Genomic DNA, 22,822 nt, shown 5'->3' with positions numbered 1-22,822 from the left:
AATCCCACCCCGTGTCCAAGAACCGGGGGCAAGGCCCCCGCCACCGCCCGTACCGTCCACCCACCCGACGTTCGAGCGCGCCCCGGAACCTGCCTTGGCCGGTGGGCGAACCTGGCGGGCACTGATCGCCACGACCTGCGGCCCCGTCGAGGTGCTGCTCGACGGTCAGCGAGCCCCGGCCGGCGTCGCCTCGTTCATCGAGCTGGCGCGGGCCGGCTACTACGACGACAGCGTCTGCAACCGCCTCACGTCGCGCCTGGCACCGACCCGCTTCCTCCAGTGCGGCGACCCCACCGGTCGGCGCGGCGGCGACCCGGGCTACGGGCTGCCTCTGGAGAACGTCCCCGTTGACCGCCGCTATCCCGCCGGCACGGTGGCCATCGCACGCGGGCCGGAGGCGGACACCACGGCCGGGGAGTTCCTCTTCGTCTACGAAACGTTCACCGTCCCGCGCGGCGAACCGGTCTACTCGGTCATCGGCACGGTGGTGTCCGGGCACGCGGTGATCGCCGACATCGCGGCGATCGGGGGTGAGGACCACCTCTCGGACTGGTTCCCGTTCACGTCCATCAGCATCCGGTCGGTGACCGTTCTGCCGGACTGAGCCGGGTGAGGCCAACCCTGCAGCGACACACACGGGCCTCAGCCGGCAGCACGCCTCACGAGGTCGCTGATCCTGCGCTCCACGGCGGGGGTCAGCTTCGTCACGGCGAAGGACGTCGGCCACATCTCACCCTCGTCCAGCGCGGCAGCATCGTTGAAACCGAGCGTCGCGTAGCGGGCCTTGAACTTCGCGGCGTCCTGGAAGAAGACGAGCACCTTGCCGTCCTTGGCGTAGGCCGGCATGCCGTACCACGTGCGCGGAGTGAGGTTCGGTGCGGTCTCGGTGACGATGGCATGGATGCGTTCCGCGAGCACGCGGTCGGCCTCGGGCATCCCGGAAATCTTGCCCAACAGCTCGGCGAGGTCGTCCTCCTGCCCCGCGGCGCCGCTGCGCCGGCGCGAGGTCCGGACCTCCTTGGCGCGTTCCTTCATCGCCTCCCGCTCCTCAGCGGTGAAGCCGTCGGTGGCGCCGGCCCTGCTGGCAGCGGTGGTCTTCTTCGTCGTGCTCTTCGTCGTGGTCTGCTTGGTGGTCCTGTTCGTGGTCATGCTCTGCCTCCTCGGTGGACGAGTTGTCCTGCTGTGTGTCCATCCTGTCGAGGGCGCGCCCTTCCGTGCTTCTCCAGACCTGACCAGTCGTCGGACCCCCGCGTCAGCCGGAATGGGTCGTCACGCCCTGTCCGAGCGACGGTGCAGACCTGCCGTCGCCATCGCTTATCGTCGTCAGGTGCACGAACCCCACTGGATCGACCTCCCCGGAGTCGTCAACATGCGCGACGTCGGCGGGCTGCCGACGGAGAGCGGCGACGTCGTGCGGTTCCGGCGGCTGCTCAGGTCGGACAACCTCCAGGACCTTCCGGCGGCGTCGGTCGCGGCGCTCCTCGAGGAGTTCCGCCTCAGCGACGTCATCGACCTGCGCACTCACGTCGAGGTCGCCAAGGAAGGTGACGGGCCGCTCCGGGCCACTGCGGTCCGCCATCACCACCACTCCCTCTACCGGGAGGACAGCGACGAGTCGGGGATCCCCGCCGCGGAGCGGGCGCTCCCGTGGGAGAAGGACGAGGCCGAGGCCGGGGTCGATCGGGAGCGGCGCAACGGCCACCACCCGAGCCACGAGGAGTTCTGGTCCGAGCACTACCTCTCCTACCTCTCGGCCCGACCGGACTCGGTGCTCGCTGCCCTGCACGCCGTCGCCGCCAGCGAAGGGGCCGCCATCGTCCACTGCGCGGCGGGCAAGGACCGGACCGGCACCATCGTGGGGCTCGCCCTGAAGATCGTCGGCGTGCCCGACGAGCTCGTCATCGCCGACTTCGCGGCCTCGGCGCAGAAGGTGGCCGCGATCCTCGAGCGGCTCCGAGCGAGACCGGCCTACGCCGACAACCTCCGGCACAAGACCGTGGCCCAGCAGTCACCGACGACGGACACGATGCGGATGCTCCTCGGCGCGCTGCAGGCTCGGCACGGCGGTGTCCACGGTTGGTTGGCGAGCCAGGGCTGGACCGCGACCGACACGGAGCGGATGCGGCGCAAGCTCCTCGGCTGAGCGCCGCCCTGGCCCCGAGCCCGCTAGCGGTGGGAAGCCGGACAGGTGGTAGCCGACAGCACGCTCCACCCACGGCGCGAGGGCGCCGCTGGCGACGTGCTCGTGGTGCTCCGCGACGGCTCCGCACCACGCCCAGCCGCAGCCGCTACTTCTTGCCCTTCTCGCCGCCACCGTCGCTGGACAGCGCGGCGATGAAGGCCTCCTGCGGGACCTCGACGCGACCGACCATCTTCATCCGCTTCTTGCCTTCCTTCTGCTTCTCGAGCAGCTTGCGCTTGCGGCTGATGTCGCCGCCGTAGCACTTGGCGAGCACGTCCTTGCGGATCGCGCGGATGTTCTCGCGGGCGATGATCCGCGACCCGATGGCGGCCTGGATCGGCACCTCGAACTGCTGGCGGGGGATGAGCTCCTTGAGCTTGCTCGCCATCATCACGCCGTAGGCGTAGGCCTTGTCCTTGTGCACGATCGCCGAGAAGGCGTCGACGGACTCGCCCTGGAGCAGGATCTGCACCTTGACGAGGTCGGCCACCTGGTCGCCGTCGGGCTCGTAGTCCAGCGAGGCGTAGCCGCGGGTCCGGGACTTGAGCTGGTCGAAGAAGTCGAAGACGATCTCGGCGAGCGGCAGGGTGTAGCGCATCTCGACCCGGTCCTCGGACAGGTAGTCCATGCCGCGCAGCTGGCCCCGCTTCTGCTGGCAGAGCTCCATGATCGCGCCGACGAACTCGCTCGGCGCGAGGATGGTGGCGCGGACGATCGGCTCGCTCACCGAGGCGATCTTCCCCTCGGGGAACTCGCTCGGGTTGGTCACGTGGATCTGCTTGCCGTCCTCCATCACCACGTCGTAGACGACGTTGGGCTGCGTGGAGATGAGGTCGAGGTCGAACTCCCGCTCGAGCCGCTCGCGGACGATCTCGAGGTGGAGCAGGCCGAGGAAGCCGACACGGAAGCCGAACCCGAGCGCAGCCGACGTCTCCGGCTCGTAGACGAGCGCCGCGTCGTTGAGCTTGAGCTTGTCGAGCGCGTCGCGCAGGTCGGGGTAGTCGGACCCGTCGATCGGGTAGAGCCCGGAGAAGACCATCGGCTTGGGGTCGCGGTAGCCGCCGAGGTCCTGGCTGGCCGGCTTGCTCGCGTTGGTCACCGTGTCGCCGACCCTCGACTGGCGCACGTCCTTGACGCCGGTGATGAGGTAGCCGACCTCCCCCACGCCGAGGCCCTTCGAGGGGATCGGCTCGGGGCTGATGACCCCGATCTCGAGCAGCTCGTGCGTGGCCCGCGTCGACATCATCACGATCTTCTCGCGCGGGTTGAGGTTGCCGTCGACGACGCGGACGTAGGTGACGACACCACGGTACGTGTCGTAGACGGAGTCGAAGATCATCGCCCGGGCCGGGGCGTCCGCGTCCCCGACGGGGTGGGGGATCTGCGCGACGATCTGGTCGAGGAGCGGCTCGACGCCCTCGCCGGTCTTGCCGGAGACGCGCAGGCACTCCTCCGGCTCGACGCCGATGAGCTTGGCGAGCTCCTCCGCGTACTTCTCCGGCTGCGCGGCGGGCAGGTCGATCTTGTTGAGCACCGGGATGATCGTCAGGTCGTTCTCCATCGCCAGGTAGAGGTTGGCGAGGGTCTGCGCTTCGATCCCCTGGGCGGCGTCGACGAGCAGCACCGCTCCCTCACAGGCGGCGAGGCTGCGCGACACCTCGTAGGTGAAGTCGACGTGGCCCGGCGTGTCGATCATGTTGAGGGCGTAGGTCTGGCCCTGGCTCTCCCACGGCATGCGCACGGCCTGGCTCTTGATCGTGATGCCACGCTCGCGCTCGATGTCCATCCGGTCGAGGTACTGCGCCCGCATCGCCCGCGCGTCGACGACGCCGGTCAGCTGGAGCATCCGGTCGGCGAGGGTCGACTTGCCGTGGTCGATGTGGGCGATGATGCAGAAGTTGCGGAGCAGGTCCGGAGGCGTTGCGTGCGGTGCCAACGCGGAGCGGGCCATGGGCGACACGGTGGGGCGAACCTCGCTGGGTAGTGGGTGACGGTTCCGGGGTCAGGACAGTCTCCCATGGTTTGGCAGGCCGGTTTTCACGTATGCCGCTGGGCTCGCTCCCGCACGCGACTGCCCTCCCGCACGCTCCCCCGCTCCCCCAACACACCCGCTCACTGCGTGGTGGCTGCGGCTGCACCAGGGGTTTGCAGTCGACAAGCGGGTGTGTTGTGTCGAAATGCGGTGGAGCCGAACGACGTGGAGATGACACGCTGCCACGAACCCGACGGGAGGCACTCAATGGACACCCTGATCAGCCGGTCGGACGGCCGCGAGGACGGCGAGGAGTGGACCGAGAACTACGAGCGGTTGCCCGGCGGCGCCGGGATCTCCATCATCCTCGAGTCCACGACCCGGGAAGGGGCTGGGCCGAGGCTGCACCGGCATCCCTACGCGGAGACGTTCATCATCCGCCGTGGGTCAGCGACGTTCACGGTGGGCTCAGGGGCCGATGCTCGCCACGTCGTGGGCCGTGCCGGTCAGATCCTCGTCGTCCCGGCCGGCACCCCGCACTGCTTCAGGACCGGGCCGGACGGCTACGAGGCGGTGCACATCCACGCGAACGACGAGTTCGTCACCGAGTGGCTCGAGTGAGCAGCGGGCTTCGGACACACGGCGCCACGGCGCCACCGCGCCACCGCGCCATCGCGCCACCGCCGGCGCGACACCCGTCAGGCGGGGTAGACCAGCGCCGGGCCGATGACCCGGATCACGACGTCGTCGCCGCGCTGCAGCGGTGCCACGGTCCGGGCGAGAACCCGGATCGGGACGTCGCCGGACAGGACCGTCAGCCTGGCCAGGGCATCGTGCCCGAAGAAGCTGACGTCGTCGACGTGCGCCCCCTTCGCGCCCCGCTCCACCCGGGCGTCGACGCGGATCTGCTCGGGGCGGATCACGGCGACGACCGGCCCGTCCACGGGCAGCGAGGTGCCGTGGATCGGCAGCCGGCCGAGCACGGTGTCGACGGCGAGGCCCGACTTGGTGCCGGGCAGCTCGACGAGGTCGCCGACGAACCGGGCCACGTCGAGGTCGACGGGACGGTAGTAGACCTCCGTCGGGCTGCCGTGCATGACGAGACGGCCCTCATCCATCACGGCCACCGAGTCGGCCATCGACAGCGCCTCCTCCTGGTCGTGGGTCACGATGATCGCCGTCGCGTCGATGGTGCGCAGGACCTGGCTCACCTCGTCGCGGACCTGCGCTCTCAGGCCGGCGTCGAGGGCCGAGAACGGCTCGTCGAGCACGACGACGCGGGGGCTGGGGGCCAACGCCCGGGCCAGCGCAACCCGCTGCTGCTGTCCGCCGGAGAGCTGGTCGGGACGGCGCTTGCCGAGCCCGCCGAGGCCGACCAGCTCGAGCATCTCCTCGACGCGGGTGCGGCTGGGCCCGGAGCGGGGAAGGCCGTAGGCGATGTTTCCCGCGACATCGAGGTGCGGGAAGAGCGCGCCCTCCTGCGGGACGATCGCGACCCCACGTCGCTCCGGGGCGACCTGGGTGGTCTCGTCGACGACGGGCCGGCCGTCGATCTCGACCCGGCCCCGGTCGGGCCGCACGAAGCCGGCGACGATCCGCAGCAGGGTCGTCTTGCCGCAGCCGGACGGGCCCAGCACCGCGGTGAGCTCGCCGGACGACACGGTGAGGTCGACGTCGGCGAGCGCGGTGGTGGAGCCGAACGACTTCGACACCCCAGAGAGCTTTACTTCACTCACAGGTCCTCCGTAGCGGTGAATCGTCCCTGAGCCCGCATCAGCCACAGGGTGGGCAGCACGGCGAGGAGGACGAGGGCAAGGGCGTACGGGGCGGCAGCCGCGTACGCAGCGATGCCCGTCTCGGTCCAGAGACTCGTGGCCAGGGTGTTGGCCCCGGTGGGGCGCAGGAGCAGCGTGGCGGGCAGCTCCTTCATGATGGTCAGCATGACGAGGGCGGTGCCGGCTGCGATGCCCGGCGCGGCCACGGGGATCGTGATCCTCCGCAGCACGGTCAGGGGTGAGCTGCCGAGCGACCGCGCCACTTCCTCGATCCGGGGCGAGCTCATCGCCACGGCCCCCCGGACCGCGCCGAGCCCGGCCGGCAGGAAGAGCACGGCGTAGGCGATGAGCAGCAGGGGCGTGCGCTGGTAGATGGGCTGGGCCACCCGCACCCCGAAGAAGACGAGGGCGAGGGCCACGACGATGCCGGGGAGGGCGTGACCGGCCCAGGTCGCCGTCTCGACGACGGCGCTCGAGCGGCTGCGGTGTCGCGCCACGAGGACCCCGATCGGAACGGCCAGTGCCATGGTGGCCACCGCGCCGAGCACGGCGAGGAAGAGGGTGGTGCCGGTGCTGGTCAGCAACCGCTCCGTGTCGATCCCGGCCGAGAGCCCGGTCGCGAACCAGTAGAGCAGCGAGGCGACGGGGAAGGCGAGCGCGACGAGCAGGACGGCAACGACAGCCCCTGAGGCCACTGGTCCCCAGGCGCCGAGTGGGTGCGGCTCGGCTCGCCTGGCGACGCCGGACCCGACTCGAGTGTGCTCGACCGGCCGGCGGGTCCACCGCTCCCCCACGGCGATGATCACGGTGATGACGACGAGCAGGGTCGAGAGGACGGCGGCCGGCGTCCGGTCGAAGGTGGCGGTGTAGGAGGTGTGGATCACGCGGGTGAAGACGTCGTACTGGAGGATCGACACGGCACCGAAGTCGCTGAGCGTGTAGAGCGCGACGAGCAGCCCGCCTGAGGCAGCGGCCGGCCAGACCTGGCGGGCCGTGACGGCCCCGAAGGTGCGCCAGGCGGAGCGCCCGAGGCTGCGGGACACCTCCTCCTGAGCAGGGTCGACGGACCGCATCGCGGCGACCACGGGCAGGTAGACGTACGGGTAGGTGCACGCAGTGAGCACGATGGTCGCGCCGAGGAACCCGCGCGCCCACGGCGCAGCCGCGACCCAGGCGAACGCGGCCACGTAGCTCGGGATGGCGAGTGGCAGCGGCGCGAGGACGGCCAGCGTGCGGCGCCCCGGCAGCGCCGTCCGCGTGACGAGCGCGGCGAGCGCGATGCCGATGACGAGGCAGAGCCCGGTCACGACCGCGGCGAGACCGAGGCTGCGCCCGACGAGAGCGATCGTGCCGGGGCGGCTGAGGATCTCGAGGATGCGGCTGGGTCCGGCCTCGAGGGTGCGGACGAGCAGGTAGCCGAGCGGCAGGACGGCGAGGGCGGCTCCGGCGATCGCGGGCAGGACGAGCCACCATGGCGGACCGGCCTGGTCGCTCTCGCGGGTCGGGCGACGTGCGGGCGCACCGGCTGCCGTGGGGGCCGCCGGTGGCTCGGTCGTCGTCAGCTCGCTCAGGTCAGACCCACCTCGTTGAGCATGGCGAGCGTCGTCTCCAGGGAGTCGAGCTTGTTGAGGTCGATGCTCGACTTCTTGAGGTTCGCCAGGGGCGGAAGGTCGTGCTTGGAGGTGATGCCCGCGACCACGGGGTACTCGGCGGTCTCGTCGGCGAAGTACTTCTGGGCCTTCTCGGAGAGCAGGTAGGTGACCGCCTTGAGCGCGGCCGCCTTCTGGTCGGTGCCCTTGAGGATGCCGACGCCGGCGACGTTGATGAGGGCACCGGGGTCGTCCGCGCCCAGGTAGTGGATCTTGGCGGTGACGGCGTCGGCGCCCTTCTCCGCGACCCGCTCGTACCAGTAGTAGTGGTTGATCAGGCCCAGGGCGACCTCGCCCTTGTCGACTCCGTCGAGCACGAGAATGTTGTTGTCGTACTTGCGCGGCTCGTTCGCCTTGAACTTCGTCAGCCACTCCTTGGCGCCGTCCTCCCCCTTGGCGACCCGGAGCGCGGTGACGAAGGCGTGGAAGGACGCGTTGGCCGGCGCGTAACCGATCTTCCCCCGGTACTTGGGGTCGAGGACGGCGTCGACCGTGGTCATCTGCTCGACCTCCGGAGCCTGCTGCGGGTTGTAGGCGATGACGCGGGCGCGCGCCGAGGTGCCCACCCAGTGGCCGGCGGGGTCGGCGAAGCCGTCGATGACGAGGTCTCCGACCGCGGGGTCGAGCGACTCGAGCCGCCCTGCCTTGGCCAGCGCCCCGAGGGCCCCGGCGTCCTGGCTGAAGAAGAGGTCGGCCTTCGTCGCGTCGCCCTCCTCGAGCAGCTGCGCAGCCAGCTCGCTGGACCCGGCGTACCGCACGCCGACCTTGACGCCGGTCTCCTCGGCGAGGTCGTCGAGCAGGCCTTTGACGAGCGACTCGCTTCGTCCGCTGTAGATGACGAGGTCCGCGCCCTCGGTCGTGTCCGTCGGCCCGTCACTGCCGCAGGCCGCGGCGCCGAGGACGGCGACGGCGGCGAGGGAGGCGCTGAGGATTCGGCGAAGGCGCACGTGCTACTCCTGGCTGGGTCCAAGTTAGGTCAGACTTACCTTAGTGCACCGTAGGGAGTGGTCCGACACGCGTTCCTCCCCGTGGAACGTCGGTCACAGACGGTCGTATGCCGCCCGGCTGGCTGCCGGCCCACGGGTCGACGGGTGCATGGCGGGCCTCGCGAACACCCTCCTCACTACGGTGGGCCCATGCCGAACCACCTCTCGACCGCCCTCGACCGGATCACGACCGCCCTGCGCGGCCTGACGCGCCCCACGCTCCGTCGCCCCGCGCGCCAGGCGCCCGACGGCACCTATCGCGGCGACGCCACGACGCTCCCGGACACCACCTATTCACCGGCGGTCGACGGTGACCCCGACCCGGGCGAGATCGTGTGGGCGTGGGTGCCGTTCGAGGAGGACCACACGCGCGGCAAGGATCGACCGGTCCTGGTCATCGGGCGCGACGGCGATCTGCTCATCGGGCTGCAGCTGACGAGCCGGGACCACGACCGCGACGAGCACCAGGAGCGCATGGCTGGGCGCGAGTGGGTCGACATCGGGTCCGGCGCCTGGGACGGCCGGGGTCGCCCCAGCGAGGTCCGGGTCAACCGGCTGCTTCGTCTCGAGACGGACCAGGTGAGGCGAGAGGGGGCTGTGCTCCCCCGCGAGCGGTACGACGAGGTCATCGCGGCCGCCCGACGCCACTACAGCTGAGCGTCGGCGCCCCGCAGCTGCGGCGGAGGGTCGCCGGGACGCATCGAGCCCCTCACCCGGTCGGGTGAGGGGCTCGATGAGAGGTGCGGGGGCGCGTCAGAGCGACGCGGCCTTCTTGGCCATGGCAGCCTTCTTGTTGGCGGCCTGGTTCTTGTGGATGACGCCCTTGGAGACGGCCTTGTCGAGCTTCCTCGAGGCTGCCTTCAGGGCGTCGCTGGCGGCGTCCTTGTCACCGGAGGCCGCGGCCTCACGGAACTTGCGGACCCAGGTGCGAAGCTCGCTCTTGACCGCCTTGTTGCGCTCGGTGCGCTTCTGGTTGGTCTTGATGCGCTTGAGCTGCGACTTGATGTTTGCCACGTGACGTTCTTTCTTGGTCGGGATGGTTGCCGTTAGAGGGCGGCAAAGCTGCTCGGGACCGGGCGTGGGGCACCCTTGCGTGAGCGGCTCTGGATGGTGCATGCATGCGCGCACGACCTGAGCGCGCACGCAAGGACCAAAGTTACCAGCGGCGTGGTCCGCGCTCCAAACCCGGGAGCGCAGTCCAGCGCAGTCGTATGCCGCTGGGCCGGCTCAGTGGGCGGCGCGGGCTCGGGTGATGGTGAGGATCGCCCGCTCGACCGCGTAGACCGGGTCGCGGCCGCCGCCCTTGACCTCGTAGTCCGCCGCGGCCACGGCCTGCAGGGCGACCGCGAGCCCGTCCCCGGTCCAGTGGGCGACGGCGCGTCGGGCCCGGTCGACCTGCCAGGGCGCGAGGCCGAGGGTCTTGGCCAGCTGCGCCGAGCTGCCCCGTCCGGCGGAACCGACCTTGATCAGCTGACGCAGCTGGGAAGCGAGCACGGCGACGATGGGCACCGGATCGACCCCCGTGGCGATGGCGTGACGCAGCAACCGCAGCGCCTCTCCCGCCTGACCCGCGACTGCCGCGTCGGCGACCCGGAAGCCCGAGGCCTCGACCTTGCCGCCGTGGTAGGTGTCGACGACCGCGTCGTCGACAGTGCCCTCCGTGTCGGCGACCAGCTGGGCGCAGGCCGCTGCGAGCTCGCGGACGTCCTTGCCGACGGCCTCGACGAGCGCGCGCACGCCCTCGGTCGTGATCCGTCGGCGCGCCCGGGCGAACTCCTTCATGACGAAGTCGGACTTGTCGCGGTCGCTCTTGATGGCGGGGCACTCGATCACCTCGGCGCCGAGCTTCTTCATCGTGTCGAGGACCTTCTTGCCCTTCGCGCCGCCGCCATGGGCCACGACGAGCGAGATGTCGTCGAGCGGGGCGCCGAGCAGGGACAGCAGGTCGAGCTGGAGCTCGTCGGGTGCCTCGTGCAGGCCCCGGACGATGATGCACGTGGCGCCCCCGAAGAGCGACGGGCTGGCGTGGAGCACGAGGGAGCCCGGCTCATAGCCCGCGGCGTCGACGCGGATGACGTCGGCCCCCGCCGCCCGGCCCGCCGCCACCAGGCCGGCGATCGCGCGCTCGACGAGCACCTCCTCGGGCCCGGTGACGAGGACGAGCGAGGGAAGGGCCGGGTCCGTCATGGGTCAACCCTGCCACGAGCATCCGACACCGGCACCCCTGCTGCCCTCAACTCGAGTGGCCCCATCATCCACACGGGCTCAGGTGCACACCCGGGCCACTCGAGTCGCCCTGCTGGAACGGCCCCGCGCCGGCACGCGTCCCGGGTGTGGACACCCGGGCCACTCGAGTGGGTGCTCAGTCGAAGAGCTGGCCCGTGGCGAGGGTGAGGCCGAGCTGGCCGGCCCGCGCCGCGATGGTGGCCTCGGGCAGCTCGAAGTGCTCGACGAGCTCCTCGAGCAGCATCCCGGCGTCGGCGGCGTCGCGCAGCTCGTCGTCCTGGTCGTTCGTCCAGGCATGACCGCGGGTCACGGCGTTGCGGGCAGAGTCGGCCGCGGGCGGGTCCGTCGCGACCGGCCGGGGGTGCTCGGTCCCGTCGCGGTCGGTGCGTGCGCCGGCCAGTGACCGGAGCGCAGGTTCCTCCACCGGGACGGGGTCGGGGGCGGTCTCGTCCAGTCGGGCGAGCGCGGCGAGCACCATCGACCGGTCCGTCGTCGGCCAGAAGGGGGGCAGTGAGCGTTGCAGGAACCCGGCGTAGCGCGCGGTCATCATCCGGGAGTCGAGGAAGGCGACGACGCCCCGGTCGTCGCCGCGGCGGACCAGGCGGCCGGCTCCCTGGGCGAGACGGAGGGCAGCGTGCGTCGCCGACACCGCCATGAACCCGTTGCCCCCCATCCGCGCGATGGCCTGCGACCGCGCAGAGGCGAGGGGGTCGTCCGGCCGGGGGAAGGGGATCCGGTCGATGACGACGAGCTGGCAGGAGGAGCCGGGAACGTCGACGCCCTGCCACAGGGTGAGTGTGCCGAAGAGGCAGGTGCGTGGGTCCCGCGCGAACTGTCGCACCAGCGTCGAGATCTGGTCCTCGCCCTGGCACAGCACCGGGAAGTCGTCCCCGAGGCGAGCCCGCATGATCTCCGCCGCGGTCTGGGCGGCCCGCATCGAGGAGAACAGGCCGAGGGTCCGCCCGCCGGCCGCCCTGACGAGCTGTTCGATCTCGTCGAGGCTCTCGTCGCTGGCCCCGTCGCGCCCCGGCGGAGGGAGGTGGGCAGCCACGTAGGCGATCGCCTGCCGGCGGTAGTCGAAGGGACTGCCGACGTCGAGGCCCTGCCAGGCCGGCGCTGACTCCCCGCGCAGACCGATCGTGCCGGCGACGGCGTCGAACGTGCCGCCGAGCTCGAGCGTGGCGGAGGTCAGGATCACGGTCCGGTCGCTGAAGACCTTGTCGCGCACGAGGGCGGCGACGCTCATCGGGGCCACCCGCAGGACCGGCCCGCGCCGCTGGTCGTGGGCGAGCCACACGACGTCGAGCTCGCGCTCCTCCAGGATCCGCTCGGCGTTCTCGTGGACCTCGTCCACGGCGGCCCTCGCCACCTGCCGCGCGCCGTCGACGTCCTGCCCCGGGGCCGGCTTGAGATCGGACTGCACCGTGCGGGCCGTGTCCCGGATCCGGGAGAGGGCGAGCGCCACCGAGTCGGGCAACCCGAGGAGTCGGCCGTCCTCGATCGGCTCGAGGGCAGCCGAGAGCACCTCACCTGCCTCCTCGAGCGGCTGGGTGTTCTCCGACAGGCGGCCCGCCTTCTTGGCGGCGGCCAGCACCATGGCGCCCGTGAGCTCGTCGGTGATGGTCGCCGTCACCCGGTCGACCAGCTCGTGGGCCTCGTCGATGACGAGGACATCGTGCTCCGGAAGCATCTGGCGGCCCTCGAAGGCGTCGATCGCCATGAAGGAGTGGTTGGTGACGATGACGTCGACGTCCTTGGCCGACTCGCGGGCGCGCTCCACGAAGCAGTCGGCGACGAAGGGACACTTGCCGCCCAGGCACTCAGGGGCCGACACCGACACCTGACGCCAAGCCCGCTCGGTCACGCCGGGCACGAGCTCTTCGCGGTCGCCGGAGTCGGTCTCCGAGGCCCACTCACGCAGTCGGACGACCTCCTGCCCGAGCCGCCCGGCACCTGCGTCCACCTGCCCGACGGAGAGGAGCCCGTCCTCCTCGTCCGGGAAGCCGCCCTCGATCTTGTTGAGGCACACGTAGTTGCGACGGCCCTTGACGAGGGCGTAGCTGGGGCGTCGGCCGAGCAGCGGCTCGAGGGCAGCCGCGACTCGGGGCATGTCCCGGTCGACGATCTGCGCCTGGAGCGCCAGCGTCGCCGTGGCGACGACCGCCGGCTTGCCGGTCTGCTGGGCGTGCGCGACAGCGGGGACCAGGTAGGCGAGCGACTTGCCGGTGCCGGTGCCCGCCTGCACAAGGAGGTGCTCGTCGCCCTCGATGGCAGCGGCGACGGCCCGAGCCATCTGGACCTGGCCGGGCCGCTCGCTGCCGCCCACGGCGGTGACGGCAGCGTGGAGGAGCTCGTCGAGCGAGGGTGCCGGGGCCATTGGGTCAGGGTATGCCGACGCTCGCCGACCCCGCCTCCGAGTACCCCCGGCCTTGTGGACGACGTGGGGTGGGGCACCTTCCGCACACTCGTCGGGGCCGGTGGGGTTGGATGCCACCATGGACACAACGTCGTTCCCCACAGACCTCGACATCGCCTCTGCAGCGACCCTGCAGCCGATGGACGAGATCGCCGCCCAGCTCGGCATCGGCCCCGACCACCTCGAGCCGTATGGCCGCGACGTCGCGAAGATCGACCTCGCGTTCCTCGACGAGCCGACCCAGCGGCATACGGCCAAGTACGTCGTCGTCACCGCGGTGACCCCGACGCCTCTGGGTGAGGGCAAGACGACCACGTCGGTCGGTCTCGCCCAGGGCCTCCAACGCCTCGGCAAGCGAGCCGTCGTCGCGCTGCGGCAGCCCTCCATGGGCCCGACGTTCGGCATCAAGGGCGGCGCCGCGGGTGGCGGCTACAGCCAGGTGGTGCCGATGGAGCGCCTCAACATGCACCTCACCGGTGACTTCCACGCCGTCACGGCCGCCCACAACCTGCTCGCGGCCATGATCGACAACCACCTGCATCACGGGAACGCCCTCGGCATCGACGTCCGCAACATCACGTGGCGCCGCGTCCTCGACGTCAACGACCGCTCGCTGCGCAACGTCGTCGTCGGCCTCGGCGCCCGCGAGGACGGCGTGACCCGCGAGACGGGCTTCGACATCACCGCCGCGAGCGAGATCATGGTGCTGCTCACGCTGGCCAAGTCGCTGGCCGACCTGCGGGAGCGCCTGGGTCGCATCGTCATCGGCTACACGTCCGACGGTCAGAGCGTCACCGCCGAGGACCTCGGCGCAGCAGGGGCGATGGCCGCGATGCTCAAGGACGCGATCAAGCCCAACCTGCTGCAGACCCTCGAGGGCGGGCCGGCGATCATCCACTGCGGCCCGTTCGGCAACATCGCGACCGGCACGTCGTCGGTGACGGCGGACCTCATCGCCATGCAGGGCAGCGACTACGCCATCACCGAGGCCGGCTTCGGCGCGGACATGGGAGCGGAGCGGTTCTTCAACGTCAAGTGCCGGGTGAGCGGCCTCAAGCCCGACGTGGCCGTCATCGTCGTCACCGTCCGGGCGCTGAAGGCGCACTCGGGCAACTACGTGATCAAGCCCGGCAAGCCCCTGCCCCCCGGTCTGCTGGAGGAGAACCCGACCGACGTCGAGGCCGGCCTGCCCAATCTGCGCAAGCACATCGAGATCGTCCGACGGTTCGGCGTCCAGCCGGTCGTCGCGATCAACGCCTTCCCCCAGGACCACGACTCGGAGCACGCCGTCATCCGCAGGTACTGCAACGGCATCGGGGTGCGGACGGCCGTGAGCCGGCACGTGGCCGAGGGCGGAGCCGGCGCCCGTGAGCTGGCCGAGGTGGTCATGGAGGCTGCCCACGAGCCCACGAGCTTCGAGTTCCTCTACCCGCTCGACCTGCCGCTCGAGCAGAAGATCGAGGCGGTGGCCACCCAGATCTACGGCGCCGACGGCATCGACGTCAGCCCCGCGGCAGCTCGCGCCCTCAAGGACTACGAACGCCTCGGCTTCGGCGGCCTGCCCGTGGTGATCGCCAAGACGCACCTGTCCATCTCGTCCGACCCGAGCCTCAAGGGTGCACCACGCGGGTGGCGCATGCCCGTGCGGGAGGTCAGGGCGGCGGTCGGGGCCGGCTACGTCTACGCGATCTGCGGCGAGATGCGCACCATGCCGGGGCTGTCGGCGTCGCCCAACGCCCAGCGGATCGACGTCGGCCCGGACGGGAACATCACTGGCCTCAGCTGACCGGGGCGGCCAGCCGTTGTCGTCGGACGGCCGTTGCTTCCCGCGCACACCGTCCGGCGGGGTGGGCGCAGCACGGGCGCTCGACTCGGCCCGGGCAGGCGCGACCAACGGTCGTTCGGCGCCGACGTAGCAGCGGCGCAGGCAGGACGTCAGGTCCGGCCGTCCGGGAGCAGCGGCCGGCCGTCGACCCGGCGTGCCATGAGGACGTCGTCGCGGAACTCGTCCTCCCCGACGCGGATCGCCCCCGGGACCCGGCCCACCTCGGTCCAGCCGGCGCGTGCATAGAAGTCGCCGAGCCCGAGCCCGCTCCGGTAGTCGAGGAGCAGCAGCCCGATCCCCGGCAGCTCCCGACGCGCGACGCCGACCATCCCGGCGAGCAGGAGCGCCCCCCAGTTGCGGCCCCGGCCGTCCGGGTCGACCATCAACCGCTTCAGGGTGGCGACGTGGTCGAAGCCGGGATGCCCGGTGTGCTCCCAGAAGCCGAAGCCGAGCAGCCGGCCGTCCGGTGAGCGCAGGCAGACAAGGGTGGCGAGCCCCCGGCGGATCAGGTCGACGTGCTGCTGGAGGGCCGCTTCGACGCGCTCGCGCGCAGCCCCCGGCAGGAAGCCGACCGCGCCCCCGGCGTCGTTGACCCGGCACCAGAGGTCCACGACCTCGTCGGGCGCGACGTCGGGCGCTGCCACGACACGGACCCGCGGCAGCTCGAGCACGACGTCCGGCTCGTCCTCCGGGAAGCTCGGGTGGTCCGCGCGCCAGACCTCGACGAGCCCCGCGGCCAGGGCGGTCGCGCACGAGGCCTGGTTCACGGGCGCGACGACGGCCCGCACCGGCAGGTCCGGGCGGCATTCCGCGGCCCAGCAGGCGAGTCCCCGGGCGAGCTCACGGCCGAGCCCCCGGCCGTGGACCTCCGGCTGCAACCGGTAGTAGAGGTTGAGGTGCGGCTCGCCCGAGTGCCCCGCGACCCGCAGCCCGGCCCAGCCGACCACCTCGCCCGTGTCCCGCTCGACGACCGGACCGTAGCCGACGCCGTCGCCGTTCCAGCGATCGACGACCGCGAGGAACTGGTCGACGCACTCCTGTTCGGTCGCCATCGCGGCCGGCTTGTGGACGTAGGTGCGAGGATCGGTGTGCAGGCGGACGTAGTGCGTCAGGTCCTCGGCGCCCGGTCGGCGCAGCCGGAGCCGCCGCGTCACCAGCCAGGTGTCTCCCCCGGTCACCGGGCCGCCGGCTGGGTCGGGCCCGTCAAGGGAGTGCGGCAGGCGGCCCATCCAGCCGTATGCCGCCGAGCTGGCTCAGCGGCATACGCAACCCGGGTGGGGTCAGGCGACAACGTAGTCGGACAGGTCGGCCTCGACGGCAGGCGTGACGCGGGCGCGCATCCGGGTGCCGTCGGCGACGTGCTCGCTCTCGAGGATCTCGCCCTCGTCGTGGATGCGTGAGATGAGGTCGCCGCGGTGGTACGGCACGAGGACGTCGACCTCGATGTCGGGCTTCGGCAGCTCGCGCGCGATGAGGTCGATCAGCTCCTGGATGCCGGCTCCGGTGCGCGCCGACACGGCGATCGAGTGCTTCTCGTGGCGACGGATCCGGTCGAGCACGTCAGGGTCGGCGATGTCCGCCTTGTTGACGACGATGACCTCCTTGACGTCGGTCGCGTCGACCTCCGCGAGGACGCCCCGGACGGCGGTGATCTGCCCCTCTGGATCCGGGTGGGAGCCGTCGACGACGTGCAGGAGCAGGTCGGCGTCGCCCACCTCCTCGAGCGTCGAGCGGAAGGCCTCGACCAGGTGGGTCGGCAGCGACCGGACGAACCCGACGGTGTCGGTCAGGGTGAACTCCCGCCCGTCGGTCGTCTCCGAGCGGCGGACCGTCGTGTCGAGGGTCGCGAAGAGCTGGTTCTCGACCAGGACGCCAGCGCCGGTGAGCCGGTTGAGCAGCGACGACTTGCCCGCGTTGGTGTAGCCGGCGATGGCCACGCTCGGGACTCCGCCCTTCTTGCGGGTCGAGCGCTTGGTGTCGCGGTGCGTCTTCATCTCGGCGATCTCGCGGCGCAGCTTGGCCATGCGGGTGTTGATCCGGCGCCGGTCGAGCTCGATCTTCGTCTCACCCGGACCACGCGAGCCCATGCCCTGGCCGCCGGCTGCCTGGCCACCGGCCTGGCGCGACATCGACTCACCCCAGCCACGCAGGCGCGGCAGGAGGTACTGGAGCTGGGCGAGCTCGACCTGGGCCTTGCCCTCGCGGCTCTTGGCGTGCTGGGCGAAGATGTCGAGGATCAGCGCGGTGCGGTCGATGACCTTGACCTTGACGACGTCCTCGAGCGCGCGACGCTGGCTGGGAGCGAGCTCGTCGTCGGCGATCACGGTGTCGGCGCCCTCGTCGATGACGATGTCGCGCAGCTCGATCGCCTTGCCCTTGCCGAGGTAGGTCGCGGGGTCGGGTCGCTGCCGGCGCTGGATCACCCCTGCGAGCACGTCGGAGCCAGCGGTCTCGGCGAGGGCGGCGAGCTCACGCAGGGAGTTCTCCGCGTCCGCCGCGGTGCCCTCGCTCCAGACCTTGGCGAGCACGACCCGCTCGAGACGAAGCTGCCGGTACTCGACCTCGGTGATGTCCTCGAGCTCGGTGGACAGGCCGGTGACCCGGCGGAGGGCGGCACGCTCCTCGCGGTCGAGCTGGTCGCCGTCATAGAGACCGTATGCCGCTGGGTCGGCTTCCAGCGTCTCGTCGGCCAGCGCTTCGGCGCGGGTCGCGAGCAGGTCGTCGGCTGCGGATGGCTTGATGCTGTGGCTTCGATTCATGTTCTTCATAGGTTCCCACTCCCTCAACAACGCAGGCCACACATTTGTGCCCGCGCGTCGAGGCCACCGCTACGGTGGCCGGTGATGAGCGAGCGCCCAGACCACTACTTCACCGCCGAGCCGGCCTCCCCGGAGGAGCGACAGCACATCCGGGTCCGGGTGGATGGCCGAGAGCTGACCTTGACGACAGCACGCGGTGTCTACTCCCCCGACCGGCTCGATCCGGGCACCGCCGTGCTCATCGCCGGGGCACCTGACCCGAGCCCGACGGGACAGCTGCTCGACCTCGGCTGCGGCTGGGGCCCACTGTCCATCGCGCTCGCCCTGCGCTCTCCGGAGGCGCACGTCTGGGGCGTCGACGTCAACCGACGAGCGTTGCAGCTCGCCGCGCTCAACGCGGCCGCAGCAGGAGCGGACAACGTCACGTTCTGCGAGCCGGACGACGTGCCCGGTGAGCTGCGCTTCGACACGATCTGGTCGAACCCGCCCATCCACGTGGGCAAGGCGGCGCTCCATGCGCTGCTCGGCCGGTGGTTGCCTCGGCTGGCCCCGGACGGTCTCGCCCACCTCGTCGTCCAGAAGCACCTCGGCTCGGACTCCCTGCAGAAGTGGATCAACGCCCAGGACTGGGGCCTCGCCTGCACCAGGCTCTCGTCGTCCAAGGCGTTCCGGATCCTCGAGGTCAGACGATCGCGGTGAGGGCCTCGATGAGCCGGTCGACGTCCTCGTCGTCGGTGTAGGGAGCCAGGCCGGTGCGCACCCCGCCTCCGTCGCCGAGACCGAGGCGCCGCGAGCACTCGACGGCGTAGAAGTTGCTCGCCGGTGCGTTGATGCCCTTGTCGGCCAGCGCCTGCCGCACCTCCTGCGGGTCCTTGCCCTCGACGGTGAAGAGGAGGGTCGGGGTGCGCCGGGCGGCGTTGCTGTAGAGCCGGACCCCGGGAAGCGCGCGGGTCGCCTCCTCGAGCCTCGACCCGAGCCGGTCCTCGTGCTCCGCCAACGCGGCGAGGCTGGTGGTGAGCCGGGCGCGCCGGTCGCGCGATGCCGCACCGTGGCTGCCCTCCTCATCAGAGTCGACGGTGGCCAGCCCGGCCAGGAACTCGACCGCGGCCGTGGTCCCCGCCATGAGCTCGTAGGGCAGGGTGCCCAGCTCGAACCGCTCGGGCACTGAGTCGCTGGACGGCAGCAGCTTGTCCATGGCGAGGGTCCCCAGGAGCGCGGGGTCCGCCGCGACGACCCCGCAGTGCGGTCCGAGGAACTTGTAGGGCGAGCAGGACCAGAAGTCAGCCCCCAGGCCGGGCCGGTCGACGAGGACGTGCGCGGTCGCGTGGACCCCGTCGACCCAGTAGAGCGCTCCGGCTTCGTGCACCGCCTCCGCGATCCCCGCGACGTCGGGACGCGTGCCGATGAGGTTCGACGCCGCGGTGGTCGCCACGAGACGCGTCCGGTCGGACAGCTGCGCCGCCACCGCCTCGACGGGCAGCTCACCGGTCGCCGGGTCGAAGTCCACCCATCGCACGGCGGCCCCGACCGCCTCCGCCGCCTGGACCCACGGCCGGATGTTGGAGTCGTGGTCGAGGCGCGTGACGACGACTTCGTCGCCGGGCCGCCACGTCTTCGCCAGCGCTCGCGACAGGTCGTAGGTGAGGGCGGTGGCGCTGCGGCCGAAGACGATCCCGGCAGGGTCGGTGTGGAGCAGGTCGCCGAGCGCTGCTCGGCAGTCGGCGACGATCTGCTCGGCGCGTCGCTCGGCGGGCGTGACGGTCCCACGGTTGGCGACCGCGGAGATCATCGTGTCGTGGACGGCCCGCGCCACGGTGTCCGGCACCTGGCTGCCGCCCGGGCCGTCGAAGTGGGCTGCACCCTCGCGCAGGGCCGGAAAGTGGGATCGCACCGCCGCGACGTCATAGCTCATGGGGCCATGATCACAGACCGGTCCGCTGCGCCAGGGGCCGGCTCGGAGGTCGGCTGGGAGGTCGGCTGGGAGGTCGGCTCAGAGCCCCACGTCGCCGTCCGCGACGAGCTCGGCGGGCCCGGACAGCTCCACGCGGTTGCCGGGCAGCGGTGTCACGGTGAGGGTGCCGCCGGGCACGTCGACGCGCCAAGGCATCAGGTCCTCGACGCCCGACCAGAACCGGGTGGCCAGTGCCGCCGCCGCGGCTCCCGTGCCGCAGGAGCGGGTCTCCCCCACACCTCGCTCGTGCACCCGCATGGCGATGTGGGCCGGCCCGATCGTCTTGACGAACTCGACGTTGATCCCCGCCGGCTGGTCCGGTTGCACCTCGGGCGGAGCGGTCAGGTCGAGGTTCTCCAGCTCGATCCCGTCGGGGAGCATGACGACCGCGTGGGGGTTGCCCAGATCGAGGGTGAGCGCCGGGACCGGCTTGCCGTGGCGCGGCCGCACCATGATGTCGAACCCGTCGCGCCGGGCGCCCTGCTCGTCGCCGTAGCGCCACGGGCCGAGGTCGACGGCGAAGCCCTCAGGCACGACCCGGACGTGCTTGACGCCGGCTCGCGTCGCGATGTCGAACGAGTCCCCGTGGACCAGTCCCTCGCGCACGAGGAAGGAGGCGAACACCCGCGTGCCGTTGCCGCACATCTCGGCCATCGACCCGTCGGCGTTGCGGTAGTCCATGAACCACTCGGCCGTGTCAGCCTGCGCCCGCACGCTGTCCTCGGTCGCGTGGCGCGTCGGGACGACCCGGATGACACCGTCCCCACCGATCCCGGCGCGCCGGTCAGCGAGACGCTGCACCTGTGCCGGAGTCAGCTCCAGCGTGCCCTCTGGGTCCGGCACGAGGACGAAGTCGTTCTCGGTGCCGTGGCCCTTCGTGAAGCGCGTCATGTCCGTCATTGTGCTGCATGCCGAACGGAGGATGACCCGCCCCCGCGAGGCCCCGTCTCGGCCGTGTCCTCCGTGGCCTCCGGAGCGGGGTCGTGGGCGACTCGCCCGGCATGGAGTCGGGCATGGCCGATCGCCTCGGGTGTCGTCGCGAAGAGGTGTCGCTCGTGGGCGAGCTGTTCGTGCACTCCGAGCTGTCGGAGGACCTGCTCGTGCTCCGTCCTGACGCCGGAGAGGAGGACGGTGATGCCCCTCGCCTCGAGACGGGACACGGTGTCGGCGAGGACCGTGGCACCGGTCGCGTCGATGACGGTGACCCGCGACATGCGCAGCACGACGACGCGGACGTCACTGACGTTGGCCAGCTCGAGGAGGAAGTCGTGAGCCGCGGCGAAGAAGAGGGGCCCGTCGATGCGGTAGGCGACGATGTGCTCGTCGAGGAGGGCGCGCTCCTCGTCGACGTGGTCGCCCTCGTCGAGTGGCACCTGGTCGAGGCGGGCCGAGCGCGACGTCTGCTGGAGGGCGAAGAACCCGGCGACGACGAGGCCGATGAGGACGGCGACGACCAGGTCGGTCAGCACGGTGGCGAGGCCCGTGATGACCAGCACCACGGCGTCGCCCCTGGTGGAGCGCAGCAGGGCGCCGAGGCTGGAGAACCTCACCATCTGCACCGCGGTGGCGATGAGCACGCCGGCGAGTGCGGCGACCGGGATCATCGCGACCCAGCGCGCCGCCACGAGAACGACGACGAGCAGGACCACTGCATGGGTCACCGAAGCGAGTCGCGAGGCTGCTCCCGAGCGGACGTTGACGGCGGTCCGTGCGATGGCGGCGGTGGCCGGGATCCCGCCGAAGAGGGGCGCGACGAGGTTCGCGAGGCCCTGCCCGACGAGCTCGCGGTCGGGGTCGTGTCGCTGTCCGACGCTCATGCCGTCCGCAACCGTGGCGGACAGCAGGCTCTCGAGCGCAGCAAGGGCGGCGACGGCCACTGCGGGGAGGATGAGGCTGTCGAGCATGGCCGGCTCGATGCCGGGGAAGGCCGGCGCGGGCAGTCCGGCCGGGATGGTGCCGATGTCCTCGAGGTCGAGGCGCATCGTGGAGTTCGCGACCGTGGCCACGGCCACGATGACGAGGGCCCAGGGCACCCCGGGCCGCAGCCGGGCGAGCAGCAGGATGCCGGCGACGACCCCGAACGCCACGACGACCGGTGCCGCGTCCGGCCGGTGGATCCACTCGACGATGGCTGCGCTGGCGAGCCCCAGGACCTTCTCTCCCTCGACGTGCTGGCCCAGCGCAGCGGGCACCTGCTGGAGCCCGATGATCGCGGCGATCCCGAGGGTGAAGCCCTCGACCACTGGCACCGGCACGTATCGGATGAACCGTCCGGCTCCGAACCAGCCCAGCCCGACGAGGATGAGGCCGGCGAGCAGACCCACGAAGAGCACGCCGCTGGCACCGTGCGTCGCGATGATCGGGACCAGGACGACCGTCATGGCGCCGGTCGGCCCGCTCACCTGCACTCGGCTGCCTCCGAACACCGCTGCCAGCGCACCGGCGACGACGGCGGTCACCAGACCCGCCGTCGCGCCCATCCCGGAGCTGACACCGAAGCCGAGCGCCAGCGGCAGCGCCACGAGGCCGACCATGAGCCCGGCCGGGAGGTCGCGGCGGGGCCGGACGCTGGTCCAGTCCGACCGCTTCGGCGCGAGCTGGCGAAGCCTCCGCCACGCCGCCACGGGGAGTCCGGGTGGGGCTTCCGTCGTGGAGGTGCTCATGAGGTCGCCGACCCCGAGGGAGCCCCCGTGAGCTCCGACTCGAGCTCACCCTGTGCGGCGAGGACCGCAGACAGGATGCTGCGAGCGGCAAGGAGCAGGTCGCGCACCTCCGGGACGCTGACCGAGTAGACGACCTCGCTCCCGACCCGGGTGGAGGTCACCAGCGCAGTCCGGCGCAGGACCGCCAGCTGCTGGGAGAGGTTGCTCGGCTCGATGGCGATCTCCTCGAGGAGCTCGTGGACGGCATGGTCTCGCTCCGAGAGCAGCTCGAGGATACGAATCCGCGCCGGATGCCCGAGGGTCTTGAAGAACTCCGCCTTCGCCTGGTAGAGCGGCACACCCACGGCTGGACCCACTTCCTTCGGCGCACCGGCACGACGTGACAACTTGATGACTTGAACAACTTATCAAGTCAAGG

At 71.4% G+C, this 22,822-nt stretch carries 20 protein-coding genes; 6 read left to right on the top strand and 14 right to left on the bottom strand.

Annotated features, from left to right (window positions below):
- Positions 1-604: peptidylprolyl isomerase (locus tag ABWV20_RS12070; RefSeq protein WP_353355406.1), on the top strand; the 604-nt coding region annotated here is incomplete at its 5' end.
- Between the two features lie 38 nt (positions 605-642).
- Here the strand turns inward: ABWV20_RS12070 and ABWV20_RS12065 are convergent.
- Positions 643-1,149 (bottom strand): iron chaperone, encoded by a 507-nt coding sequence (locus ABWV20_RS12065; protein ID WP_353355405.1) that lies wholly within the window; start codon positions 1,147-1,149, stop codon positions 643-645.
- A 178-nt stretch (positions 1,150-1,327) separates the two neighbouring features.
- Between ABWV20_RS12065 and ABWV20_RS12060 the strand changes: the two genes are divergently transcribed.
- Entirely contained in the window at positions 1,328-2,143 is an 816-nt protein-coding gene (locus ABWV20_RS12060) for a tyrosine-protein phosphatase (RefSeq protein ID WP_353355404.1), read from the top strand.
- A 145-nt stretch (positions 2,144-2,288) separates the two neighbouring features.
- Here the strand turns inward: ABWV20_RS12060 and lepA are convergent, their stop codons facing one another.
- Positions 2,289-4,133: a translation elongation factor 4 gene (lepA, locus tag ABWV20_RS12055; protein ID WP_353355403.1), complete on the bottom strand. Its 1,845-nt coding sequence runs from the start codon at positions 4,131-4,133 to the stop codon at positions 2,289-2,291.
- A gap of 288 nt (positions 4,134-4,421) precedes the next feature.
- On the opposite strand from lepA, the gene ABWV20_RS12050 reads away from it, so the two are divergent.
- Positions 4,422-4,775: a cupin domain-containing protein gene (locus ABWV20_RS12050; RefSeq protein WP_353355402.1), complete on the top strand. Its 354-nt coding sequence runs from the start codon at positions 4,422-4,424 to the stop codon at positions 4,773-4,775.
- 77 nt (positions 4,776-4,852) lie between these two features.
- On the opposite strand, the gene ABWV20_RS12045 is transcribed toward ABWV20_RS12050, so the two are convergent.
- From ABWV20_RS12045 to ABWV20_RS12035, 3 genes are all read right to left on the bottom strand, one after another.
- Entirely contained in the window at positions 4,853-5,890 is a 1,038-nt protein-coding gene (locus ABWV20_RS12045) for an ABC transporter ATP-binding protein (protein ID WP_353355401.1), read from the bottom strand.
- Positions 5,887-7,236, bottom strand: coding sequence for an ABC transporter permease (locus ABWV20_RS12040; protein ID WP_353355400.1), 1,350 nt, complete (start codon positions 7,234-7,236; stop codon positions 5,887-5,889). Before ABWV20_RS12040 ends, ABWV20_RS12045 begins: the two co-directional genes overlap by 4 nt.
- Positions 7,237-7,496: 260 nt before the next feature.
- Positions 7,497-8,525 carry an extracellular solute-binding protein gene (locus ABWV20_RS12035; protein ID WP_353355399.1) on the bottom strand — a complete coding sequence of 343 codons (1,029 nt, stop codon included), beginning with the start codon at positions 8,523-8,525 and terminating at the stop codon, positions 7,497-7,499.
- Between the two features lie 189 nt (positions 8,526-8,714).
- On the opposite strand from ABWV20_RS12035, the gene ABWV20_RS12030 reads away from it, so the two are divergent.
- The gene (locus ABWV20_RS12030) at positions 8,715-9,221 is read left to right on the top strand and encodes a type II toxin-antitoxin system PemK/MazF family toxin (protein WP_353355398.1); all 507 of its coding nucleotides are present in this window, start codon (positions 8,715-8,717) and stop codon (positions 9,219-9,221) included.
- A gap of 96 nt (positions 9,222-9,317) precedes the next feature.
- On the opposite strand, the gene rpsT is transcribed toward ABWV20_RS12030, so the two are convergent.
- From rpsT to ABWV20_RS12015, 3 genes are all read right to left on the bottom strand, one after another.
- Entirely contained in the window at positions 9,318-9,578 is a 261-nt protein-coding gene (gene rpsT, locus ABWV20_RS12025) for a 30S ribosomal protein S20 (protein WP_353355397.1), read from the bottom strand.
- Between the two features lie 213 nt (positions 9,579-9,791).
- Positions 9,792-10,751, bottom strand: coding sequence for a DNA polymerase III subunit delta (gene holA / locus ABWV20_RS12020; protein ID WP_353355396.1), 960 nt, complete (start codon positions 10,749-10,751; stop codon positions 9,792-9,794).
- Positions 10,752-10,926: 175 nt separating this feature from the next.
- Positions 10,927-13,167, bottom strand: a complete 2,241-nt coding sequence (locus tag ABWV20_RS12015; RefSeq protein WP_353355395.1) for an ATP-dependent DNA helicase — start codon at positions 13,165-13,167, stop codon at positions 10,927-10,929.
- A gap of 118 nt (positions 13,168-13,285) precedes the next feature.
- On the opposite strand from ABWV20_RS12015, the gene ABWV20_RS12010 reads away from it, so the two are divergent.
- Positions 13,286-14,992: a formate--tetrahydrofolate ligase gene (locus ABWV20_RS12010; protein ID WP_353355394.1), complete on the top strand. Its 1,707-nt coding sequence runs from the start codon at positions 13,286-13,288 to the stop codon at positions 14,990-14,992.
- Between the two features lie 149 nt (positions 14,993-15,141).
- Here the strand turns inward: ABWV20_RS12010 and ABWV20_RS12005 are convergent, their stop codons facing one another.
- Together ABWV20_RS12005 and hflX are read right to left on the bottom strand one after the other, a co-directional pair.
- Positions 15,142-16,185: a GNAT family N-acetyltransferase gene (locus tag ABWV20_RS12005; RefSeq protein WP_353355393.1), complete on the bottom strand. Its 1,044-nt coding sequence runs from the start codon at positions 16,183-16,185 to the stop codon at positions 15,142-15,144.
- A gap of 126 nt (positions 16,186-16,311) precedes the next feature.
- The gene (hflX, locus tag ABWV20_RS12000; RefSeq protein ID WP_353355392.1) at positions 16,312-17,799 is read right to left on the bottom strand and encodes a GTPase HflX; all 1,488 of its coding nucleotides are present in this window, start codon (positions 17,797-17,799) and stop codon (positions 16,312-16,314) included.
- Positions 17,800-17,874: 75 nt separating this feature from the next.
- Here hflX and ABWV20_RS11995 point away from each other — a divergent pair, with 75 nt between their 5' ends.
- Entirely contained in the window at positions 17,875-18,489 is a 615-nt protein-coding gene (locus tag ABWV20_RS11995) for a class I SAM-dependent methyltransferase (protein ID WP_353355391.1), read from the top strand.
- On the opposite strand, the gene ABWV20_RS11990 is transcribed toward ABWV20_RS11995, so the two are convergent.
- The 4 genes from ABWV20_RS11990 to ABWV20_RS11975 form a co-directional block, all read right to left on the bottom strand.
- A complete protein-coding gene (locus tag ABWV20_RS11990) occupies positions 18,473-19,702 on the bottom strand; it encodes a cysteine desulfurase-like protein (protein WP_353355390.1) in 1,230 nt (409 codons plus the stop codon). The genes ABWV20_RS11995 and ABWV20_RS11990 overlap by 17 nt on opposite strands.
- Positions 19,703-19,780: 78 nt before the next feature.
- Positions 19,781-20,632 carry a diaminopimelate epimerase gene (gene dapF, locus ABWV20_RS11985; protein WP_353355389.1) on the bottom strand — a complete coding sequence of 284 codons (852 nt, stop codon included), beginning with the start codon at positions 20,630-20,632 and terminating at the stop codon, positions 19,781-19,783.
- A 5-nt stretch (positions 20,633-20,637) separates the two neighbouring features.
- On the bottom strand, positions 20,638-22,404 hold the full coding sequence (locus ABWV20_RS11980) for a SulP family inorganic anion transporter (protein ID WP_353355388.1): 1,767 nt from the start codon (positions 22,402-22,404) through the stop codon (positions 20,638-20,640).
- Positions 22,401-22,748: an ArsR/SmtB family transcription factor gene (locus ABWV20_RS11975; protein WP_353355387.1), complete on the bottom strand. Its 348-nt coding sequence runs from the start codon at positions 22,746-22,748 to the stop codon at positions 22,401-22,403. Before ABWV20_RS11975 ends, ABWV20_RS11980 begins: the two co-directional genes overlap by 4 nt.
- Positions 22,749-22,822 lie beyond the last annotated feature (74 nt).

Source organism: Intrasporangium sp. DVR, assembly GCF_040365325.1.
Classification (GTDB): Bacteria; Actinomycetota; Actinomycetes; order Actinomycetales; family Dermatophilaceae; genus Intrasporangium.
This window is presented reverse-complemented; position numbering and strand designations above follow the sequence as displayed.